Source organism: Streptomyces sp. CA189 (assembly GCF_056428985.1).
Map to the genome: position 1 here is coordinate 1 of NZ_JBWJVM010000150.1, position 6,801 is coordinate 6,801.

The window sequence follows — 6,801 nt, forward strand, 5'->3', positions numbered from 1 at the left end:
CCTCTCCCTCTCCCTCTCCCTCTCCCTCTCCCTCTCCCTCTCCCCCCGCAGCCGGGTCTCCTGCCGCGTCCCCGCCGAAGACCACGCCTTCTTCCCCCGCGCCGGTATCGACGCCGTCACGCCCCGTTCCTTCATCGACGTCCCCCTCGCCTTCTGCCTCTCCTTCCCGCTCCGCCTCCGCAGAGGCGGATTACTGGACCGCTGAGCGGATGGGCCGGGCCAAGCCGGTCGGCACCCAGCCGGTCCAGGAGAACCCCGTAGCCCGGGGCATGGCCGCCGCCGCCCCTGCGGGCACGCCCACGGCCACCCACTTCGAAGGACTCCCGATGGTCGGGACGTTCTTCTTCCAGGGCACCCCGGTCAGCGGTGACAGCACCTACTGCAGCGGCAGCGTCGTGCGCAGCAAGGGCAAGAGCCTGGTGCTCACCGCGGGCCACTGTGGGACCCAGCTGAGAACGTCGACGAACCGCATCTTCGTGCCGCAGTACCGCTATGGTCTCGGCTCGGGCGATCAGCCCTGGGGCGTCTTCCCCGTCCGCGACGTCTACATGGACCCCCGGTACGAGAACAAGGGGCGGGGACCGACCTCCGACCTCGACTTCGCCTTCATCACGGTCGGCACGAACGCCAAGGGCGCCGTGGAGAACGTCACGGGGGCGCTCACCTTCACGCCCGCGACGACGTACGAGCACAACGTGACGGTGGTCGGATACCCGTCCAGCGGCAAGCTCAACAGTGCGCACAAGGCCATCCGCTGCGATGTACCCACCACCCGGCTGTACGGGTTCCGGCAGATGAAGATGGAGTGCGGCGGGTTCCACGCCGGCGTCTCCGGCGGCCCGTGGATCAAGGGATTCAACCCGAAGACGAACACCGGACAGGTGATCGGTAACGTCGGCGGCGTCGGCGGCGGTGGCGACGTCGACTGGATCTCGTACTCGCCTCTCTACGGCAAGGACGCGCAGGACCTCTACAACGACGCGAACAACGGAATCGGTGCGGGCAAGGTCCACCGTCCGACCCCCTACCAGGGCGTGACGGACGGCCCGGTCCTGCCGGGCAGCGGGGCGACCTGGAAGCACGCCAAGCAGATAGCCTCCGGCGACTTCTCGGGCAGCGGACGCAGCGACATGCTCGTCGTGTGGACCGACGGCGAGGCCACTCTCTACCCCGGTGACGGCAGCGGCGGCTTCCGCCCGGAACGGCAGCTGCTGGCGCCGAACGCGGGCTGGAAGTCGGCCGTCACCATCACCGCGGGGGACTTCACCGGCTCCAACCAGTTCGACCTCATGGTCCGCTGGGCCGACGGCAGGCTGAGTCTGCACGGCGATGTCGGCTCCAACGGGCTGGGCGGCGGCACCGAAATGGCACCGTCCGGGTCCATCTGGAGCCACGCCACCCAGATCGCCGCCGGCCGGTTCAACGCCACGACCTACGTCACCGACCTGATGGTGCGCTGGTCCGACGGAGAACTCAGCCTCTACACCAACGTCGGCGCGGGCACTCTGGGCCAGGAGTACAAGCTGAAGGACCCCAACAGCACCTGGAAGGACGCCACCTTGCTGACCGCCGGGCAGTTCTCCGGCAACCAGAAATGGGACCTGATGGTCCGCTGGTCCAGCGGCGAACTCGACAACTACGTCGGCACCACCACCGGCGGTCTGGGCAGCGAGCAGCGGGTCCACGGCCCCAACAAGACCTGGACCCACAGCGTGGTCATGACCACCGGACAGTTCACCGGAGACGGTCTCACCAACGACCTGATCATCCGCTGGAGCGATGGCGAGACCACCATGTACCGCGACACCCGCATGAACAGCCTCGGCACCGAACGAATGCTCGTACCACCGGCCTGATCCCTACAAAAGATGTGACCGGATTTCGAACCAGGTCCGATACCTCCCCGCCCCGCACCGAACTACCAGATCCGCCAAAGGGTCTGGAAGAGAAGGTTCCGAGGCGGGCGGGGAGGCCGGAGAACGGCTCTGCCGAGTAGCCGGAGGGAGTCTCACCCTCCGGCTCTCACAGAACCGTGCGTAACAGTCTCCCGTTACACGGCTCTTGTCGTTCTGATCATCAGACCGTCACAGCGCTGGCGGTGGGGATGAGGCGCCAGTGCGCGAACATGCGGGGGTATCGCTGGGCGATCTCCTGCATCTTCGCGATGGCCTTCCGCTTGGCCGCGAGCCGTTTGTACTTCTGGCGGATCCAGCGCACCAGGTAGGCATTGATACGCATCACGAAGGGGATCAGTTCCCACGGCCTGAAGCGGCTGTAGTAGTTGATCCAGCCCGCCACGACCGGGTTGATCCTGCGGGCGAGCTCCTGGAAGGACAGGTCCGAGCGGGTGTGCAGGCGCCAGGACCGCAGCTCCCACCCCATTCTCTTCAGGGCTTCCTTGCTGACCGCCGGCTCGAACGACAGGAATAGGTTCCCGCGTCGGCTCCGGTTCTTCCTGGCGCGGAACGTGTACCCGAGGAAGGTGAACGCCGTGTGCTCGTAAGAGCCGCGGCGACTACCGTCCTTGCCGTAGACGATCCGGGTCTTGTCCGGGTGCAGCTGCAACCCGACCTCGACCATCCTGTCTGTGAGCGCGGCCAACACCTGGCGGGCCTGGCGCTCGGTGACGCAGTGCAGCACCGCGTCGTCCGCATAGCGTTCGAACCAGACGGACGGGAACTCCCGGTCCATCCAGACATCGAACGCATAGTGCAGAAACAGGTTCGCCAGCACGGGAGACACCGGGGCCCCTTGCGGGGTTCCGCGCTCCCGCTCCAGCAGGGATCCGTCGGGCATCGCGAGCGGTGCTTCGAGCCACCGCCGCACATACAATCTCACCCAAACGGCGTCGGTGTGCGCTTGCACCGCCTTGACCAGCAGGTCCCAGGGCACGCTGTCGAAGAACTTGGCGATGTCGAACTCCACCACCCAGTCCCGCTTCCAGCAACGCTCCCGGCATTTCCCTACCGCATCCAAAGCGGACCGTCCAGGCCGGTATCCGAAGCTATCCGGGTGGAAAACAGGCTCCACCCTTCGCATCAGATGCCGGGCCACAACGGTCTGAGCCACACGGTCGGCAACAGCGGGAATGCCGAGCATTCTCGTGCCACCGCCATGCGGCTTGGGAATCGCCACCGCACGCACCGGAGGCGGGAAGTACGAACCCGACGACATTCGATTCCAGACCTTATACAGATTGTTTTTCAGGTCCTTCTCGAAGTCGGCGATGCTCTGCCCGTCCACGCCGGGTGCACCCTTGTTAGCCCTGACTTCCCCCCACGCCTCCTTGACTTCCCACTTCGAAATATCAAACGGCTTGATCTGAGACTTCAACTGGCCCACCGAACTCCTCCCGGGCACTGCCCGGTTGATGCGATCAACACAGTCACGAACGACCCGGCCCCTTCGCTCCACCCCCGTTACAGGGGCTTCACCACTACTACGAGCCGGTCCGCCAGCAGGTCCCACGTCGGTACTCGACCCCTCGCAGTGTCCGCTGCTTGGGGCACTCCCTCTCGTCGCCGCTGCACGGCGGGCAGTATCGGGACCTGCCTTCTCCTGTTCCATGCGGAAGCCGCAGACCGGACTCACGTCACCTACATGCCGGACACCACCTGGCCAATAGACGGGCACCCGCCAGGTTCATCCCGGAGTTCAGATCACACCCCGGTTTCGATGTCGTCTGTTTTGCTTTCGACACGTCAGCAGCGATTCACTTGCGTTCGTCTTCCCGGTCCCCACCTGACGTCTCTTACGACGCCTTTTCCTCATCGCTCACCACGACGGTCTTCAGCCAACGCAGCATGAGGCGGTTTGAAGCCTCCCCCCGCAGGGCGACTCCGAAGGGCCACAAAACCTTCATCATCCGCACAGCACCATTTCCAGAAGCAGTCCTACAACCAACTCCCTTTCATGTTCAGGACACAAGTACTGCGCAAACACCCACTGGCCGGGTCGCGGTCACCACAGGGGCAACACAGGGGAAACCGCAGGGGTAGGTGTAGAGGGCACGGCAGGCATACCCGCCGGGCGGGACGCGCCGCCCTGTCCGGCGGGCACGCCAGCTGGACGCGGTCCTGACACCTGACGCCGACACCGCCGCTCGCGGCGACATCCGGCCCCCGGGCCACGCCAGGAGGGGGCGGAGCGCATCAGACGCCAGGACCCGGGACCGCCCCGGGGGGAAACCCGGGGATGGATGATCCCCCCGGGGCGACGTGCATCCCTGCCCTGTCAACGACCGGACACGCCACCGGTTCCGGGCAAGACCCGCCGGATGCAAACTTCGCCGTCTACGCATCCGGCCGACGCGAATCCGCCGGCCCCGAAAACGTAGGCGCGCCCGTGCCCGCGCGAGAGACTGCCGCCGGGGTTCAGGCGGTGGGCGCGGGCGGCTGGACGCCGAGCTGGACCGCCGCCAGGGCGACCGCCTCCGCGACGGAAAGCCCTTCCCCGCCATCCCGGCCCGCCTCGGCCCGCAACCGGTCCGCCCGCACAGCCAGCCGCCGCGCGAGCTCACCCTGGACATCATTCAGGCTCCGGCAGCCACGCCGCCGCCCAGCATAGTGATCCACCCGGCCACGGTAAAAGCCCACCGCCCCGCGCGCGAGCGAAGACGCGCGCCCTGGACCATCCGCACCCCACGGTGGTGACGGTGAAGAGGAACCCGCGGGCGGCTGCTCCCGGTCGAGGTGACCACGGTCATCTCGATATGGGGCACCGGACCTGACCCCGACCACCGACCCGAGCCGTCCCGCACGCGAGACACCGGCCCGCGCGCAGGCGTCCACGTCGGGACAGACGAGCGGGCGCCCGACCGCGGCTGCGGCGCGCCCGCGCGGCCACAGGCAGGCACGGCCGCGCGGGAGCCGACACGGAAAGGCGCGGCACCGGGTGCCGGCCCGTACGCGTACGTACGCGTATAGGGGCCGCATTCGTTCGCCCGGAGCGGCGGATGAAAAAATCAGCCGAACCCCGCCACATCACCACGTCAGACGCGCAGAACCCCGGAAACCCCCGGGGCCGGATCGATGTGGTTGATACGTCATCGCAGGTCACCACGGGTTGCTAATGCGGCGGAGGACCGTGTTGATGACGCTCCACCGGCTGGCTGACACAAGCGCACTGCAGCGGCCGCGGTCCGGTCGCCGGGCCTCGACAGCATCTGCCTTGGCCGCATGGTGTGCAAGGTTCAGTGGACGGTGGCTTGGGGCGGCAGCAGGGGGTGCTGGGTCCGCTGGCGGGCGGCCACACTGGCCATCCGGCTCCGGTGTGCCGCTATGCCGTACTCGGCAGGGGTGCTTGCCGTCAGTTCCCCATGAAGGTTCTGGATCGCCTGGTCGAGGGCAAGGGCCAGGCGTGGGCGTTTACGGCCGCGGATCACGGCGATGGTCTGAGTGCTCGTCTGAAGACGGCTCGCCAGGAAGCTCGTGGGCCAGCCCTGCTCCGAGAGATCCTGCAGGCACGTGGCGCTTCTGTCGGAGGAGACCAGCCCCGGACGGCGGCGCCGTCCGGATATACCAGCCAGGGGTATACCCAGGATCGCTTCGGCGGTGGCGCGGTGGATGAGAGGGCGTTTCATCCCTTTGTTTCATCCCAGATTGCCGGGTTGAGGATGGTTCATGCGCCTCGCCATGTGAGGGTGGATTCCTGGGTGAGTCTGCGGGTCATGAGGTTGATCATCGCGAGGTGGATCATGGCTTCGGAGCGGTGTGCGTGTGCTTCGTAGTCGCGGGCCAGGCGACGGTGGTTCATGAGCCAGCCGAGGGTTCTCTCGACGGTCCAACGGCGGGGCAGGACCGTAAATCCCCTGGTGGCGGGGTCGCGGCGGACGATGTGCATGTCGATGCCGAGGGTGGCGGCGTGCTCGACGAGGTGCTGGCGGTAGCCGCCGTCGGCCCAGGTCTTGCGGATGGTGGGGTGTTCGGTGGCGACCCGTTCGATGAGGGTCTGGCCGGCGATGGAGTCCTGCACGCTCGCGGCGGTGACCGTGACTGCGAGGAGGAGTCCGACGGTGTCGATGACGATGCTCCGCTTCCGTCCGACGATCTTCTTGCCGGCGTCGATGCCCTGCTCGCAGGCGGGGACGTTGGTGGAGGTTTTGATGCTCTGGGAGTCGATGACGCAGGCGGTCGGTTCCTCCTCGCGGCCCTCCTGCCTGCGGACTTGGCGGCGCAGGAGGGTGTTCAGCTGGTCGAAGACGCCTTCTTCCTGCCAGCGGGCGAAGTACGCGTAAACGGTGTTCCAGTGCGGGTAGTCGTGCGGAAGGTAACGCCAGGGAATCCCGGTCCGGTTCACATAGAGAACCGCGTCGAGAAGACTCCGCAGGTCGTGGTCGGGCGGCCGGCCGATGTCCAGGCCGCGGCCGCGGCGCTCGCACCGCCAGGCGGTAAGGACCGGCTCGACCAGCTCCCACCGGGCATCGGACAGATCGCTGGGGTATCGGCGGCGTTCAGGCATGATTCCGGGCTACCCAGCCGGCCCCGGCGCTCGGACCAGCGCCCGAAGCACACGGCGCGAAACCCGGCGCCTTGGGATGAAACAGGAGGAGGGAGAGCAAGACGCCCGCCTGGCAGCCACTTTCGCATCATGAACCACACCAACCCCAGCAGCCCCGACCGACCACAAACCCATACCAGCCTAAAAGACCTCAATAAAGCGCTAAACGCCCTCTGAGAGGGCGTTAAGAGATTGTATGTGCCGATATGCAGGTTTCGCGGCTGCCAGGTTTGAGGTGTTTACCCCTTACGCGCCCCATCGCGCCCGTGAAGCTGTCGACTCGGACGTCCGTTTGCTCCGCTC

The 6,801-nt window shown here is 66.8% G+C and carries 5 protein-coding genes; 2 read left to right on the plus strand and 3 right to left on the minus strand.

Features of this window, described 5'->3' with window-relative positions; all coding sequences use genetic code 11:
- Positions 1 to 205, plus strand: a 205-nt coding sequence (locus AC061S_RS43995; RefSeq protein WP_478691502.1) for a hypothetical protein, incomplete at its 5' end; no start/stop codon positions are given.
- Between the two features lie 4 nt (positions 206 to 209).
- Entirely contained in the window at positions 210 to 1,856 is a 1,647-nt protein-coding gene (locus tag AC061S_RS44000; RefSeq protein WP_478691503.1) for a trypsin-like serine peptidase, read from the plus strand.
- A 220-nt stretch (positions 1,857 to 2,076) separates the two neighbouring features.
- On the opposite strand, the gene ltrA is transcribed toward AC061S_RS44000, so the two are convergent.
- The 3 genes from ltrA to AC061S_RS44015 all read right to left on the minus strand — a co-directional run bounded on the left by ltrA (position 2,077) and on the right by AC061S_RS44015 (position 6,459).
- Positions 2,077 to 3,342 carry a group II intron reverse transcriptase/maturase gene (gene ltrA / locus AC061S_RS44005; RefSeq protein ID WP_478691504.1) on the minus strand — a complete coding sequence of 422 codons (1,266 nt, stop codon included), beginning with the start codon at positions 3,340 to 3,342 and terminating at the stop codon, positions 2,077 to 2,079.
- Between the two features lie 1,031 nt (positions 3,343 to 4,373).
- Complete coding sequence (locus AC061S_RS44010) at positions 4,374 to 4,574, minus strand: hypothetical protein (RefSeq protein ID WP_478691505.1); 201 nt, start codon at positions 4,572 to 4,574, stop codon at positions 4,374 to 4,376.
- Between the two features lie 1,045 nt (positions 4,575 to 5,619).
- Positions 5,620 to 6,459, minus strand: coding sequence for an IS5 family transposase (locus tag AC061S_RS44015; RefSeq protein ID WP_478691506.1), 840 nt, complete (start codon positions 6,457 to 6,459; stop codon positions 5,620 to 5,622).
- Between the last annotated feature and the right edge of the window lie 342 nt (positions 6,460 to 6,801).